The sequence below is a fragment of the Microbacterium sp. BF1 genome (genome assembly GCF_019279095.1).
GTDB lineage: Bacteria > Actinomycetota > Actinomycetes > Actinomycetales > Microbacteriaceae > Microbacterium > Microbacterium maritypicum.
This window is the reverse complement of the sequence record NZ_JAGYWT010000468.1, coordinates 1-1,900: the sequence shown is the minus strand read 5'-3', so window position 1 is coordinate 1,900 and position 1,900 is coordinate 1. Positions and strand designations below refer to the sequence as shown.

Below are 1,900 nucleotides of genomic sequence, written 5' to 3'. Positions count from 1 at the left end.
GTCGGGGCTGTCGACCGCTCCGAGCTCGCTGCGGCCCAGACGCCGCAGGGGTTTCCGAGGGGCCCGCTCGAGGCGGCGTACGCTGCCGCCGGCGACAGCGGGATCGAGTACACCGATGATGCGGCCCTGTTCTCGGCGGCCGGCCACCCCGTGCGGTACATCGCCGGTTCGGAACGCGCCTTCAAGATCACCACGCCCGCTGACCTCCAGCGCGCCCGCCACCTGCTGGGTGCGAGCGTCGCGGCGACCGTCACCCCCCTGGTGGGCATCGGCACGGACGTCCACGCCTTCGGGGGCGAGGGGAACCTGTGGCTCGCCGGCCTCGAGTGGCCGGGGGAGCAGCCCCTCTCCGGTCATTCGGACGGAGACGCCGTCGCCCATGCGATCGTCGACGCGCTGCTGGGTGCCGCGGGGCTCGGTGACATCGGAGAGCACTTCGGCACCTCCCACCCCGAGTACGCCGGCGCGCATGCGGACGTCTTCCTCGCTCGCACCCGGGAGCTGCTGGCCGAAGCCGGGTTCGAGATCGGCAACGTCTCGGTGCAGTTCCAGGGCAATCGACCGCGCTTCAGCCCGCGGCGGGCCGAGGCCGAAGGGGTTCTGTCCGCCGTCCTGGGCGCTCCGGTGTCCGTGACGGCGACGACCACGGACGGGCTCGGGTTCCCCGGCAGGGGAGAGGGCATCGCGGTGACGGCCATCGCGTCGGTGGTTCCCGGCGTTCATCGTCATCTGAAGGCGGGCGCTCAGCCGTCCCCGAGTAGGCTTGAGCGGTGACAGTCCGCCTCTACGACACCCGCGCGCAGCAGCTGCGCGACTTCGTGCCTCTCGATCCCGAGAACATCACGATGTACGTGTGCGGACCCACGGTGCAATCAGGCCCCCACATCGGGCACGTCAGGGCGGCCTTGAGCTTCGATCTGCTGCGCCGCTGGCTGCAGTACCGCCACGGTCGGGTCACCTTCGTGCGCAACGTCACCGACATCGACGACAAGGTGCTCGCGAACGCCACCGACTCCGAGCCGTGGTGGGCGCTCGCGTATCGCATGGAGCAGGAGTTCAGCGCGGCCTACGCGGGGGTCGGCATCCTGCCCCCGACGTACGAGCCGCGAGCCACGGCATCGGTGCCGCAGATGCAGGAGCTCATCGCGCTGCTGATCGAGCGCGGTCACGCATATCCCGCCCCTGACGGTTCGGGAGACGTGTACTTCGACGTGCGCTCCTGGCCGGACTACGGATCGCTCACCCATCAATCCCTCGATGCCATGGAAGCCGCGGAGGACGCCGACCCTCGGGGCAAGCGCAATCCGCAGGACTTCGCCCTGTGGAAGGGCAGCAAGCCCGAAGAGCCGGCAGACGCCACCTGGGCGTCGCCGTGGGGCGCCGGGCGTCCGGGATGGCACATCGAGTGCTCCGCGATGTCGAAGCGCTATCTCGGGCCCGAGTTCGACATCCACGGCGGTGGGCTCGACCTGCGATTCCCGCATCACGAGAACGAGCTCGCCCAGTCGACGGCGGCAGGTGACGGCTTCGCGCGCTACTGGATGCACAACGGTCTCGTCACCGTCGACGGCCAGAAGATGTCGAAGTCGCTCGGGAACTTCACGTTGGCAGCAGACGTGCTGGCCGCGCACGATCCGCTGGTGGTGCGCTACGCGCTCGCCGCCGCTCATTACCGGTCGAGCCTCGACCTCGGCGATTCGTCGTGGGCGGAGGCCGAAGCGGCTCTGAGTCGGATCAGCACTTTCCAGCAGCGCGCCGCACGTGTTGCCGGAGACGGCATCGGGTTCTTCCTGTCGCAGAGCCTCCCCGCGGCGTTCGCGGCGGCGATGGACGATGATCTCGGCGTGCCCCAGGCGCTCGCCGTGCTGCACGAGACGGTGCGTGCGGGAAACGCGGCGCT

Annotated in this window: 2 protein-coding genes; both read left to right on the top strand. The window is 69.9% G+C overall.

The features are described 5' to 3' along the window. The coding region (gene ispF, locus KZA10_RS13725; protein ID WP_218683159.1) for a 2-C-methyl-D-erythritol 2,4-cyclodiphosphate synthase at positions 1–774 on the top strand (774 nt) is incomplete at its 5' end. Then, a partial coding sequence (cysS, locus tag KZA10_RS13720; protein ID WP_218683158.1) for a cysteine--tRNA ligase occupies positions 771–1,900 on the top strand: 1,130 nt, incomplete at its 3' end. The genes ispF and cysS, both read left to right, overlap by 4 nt.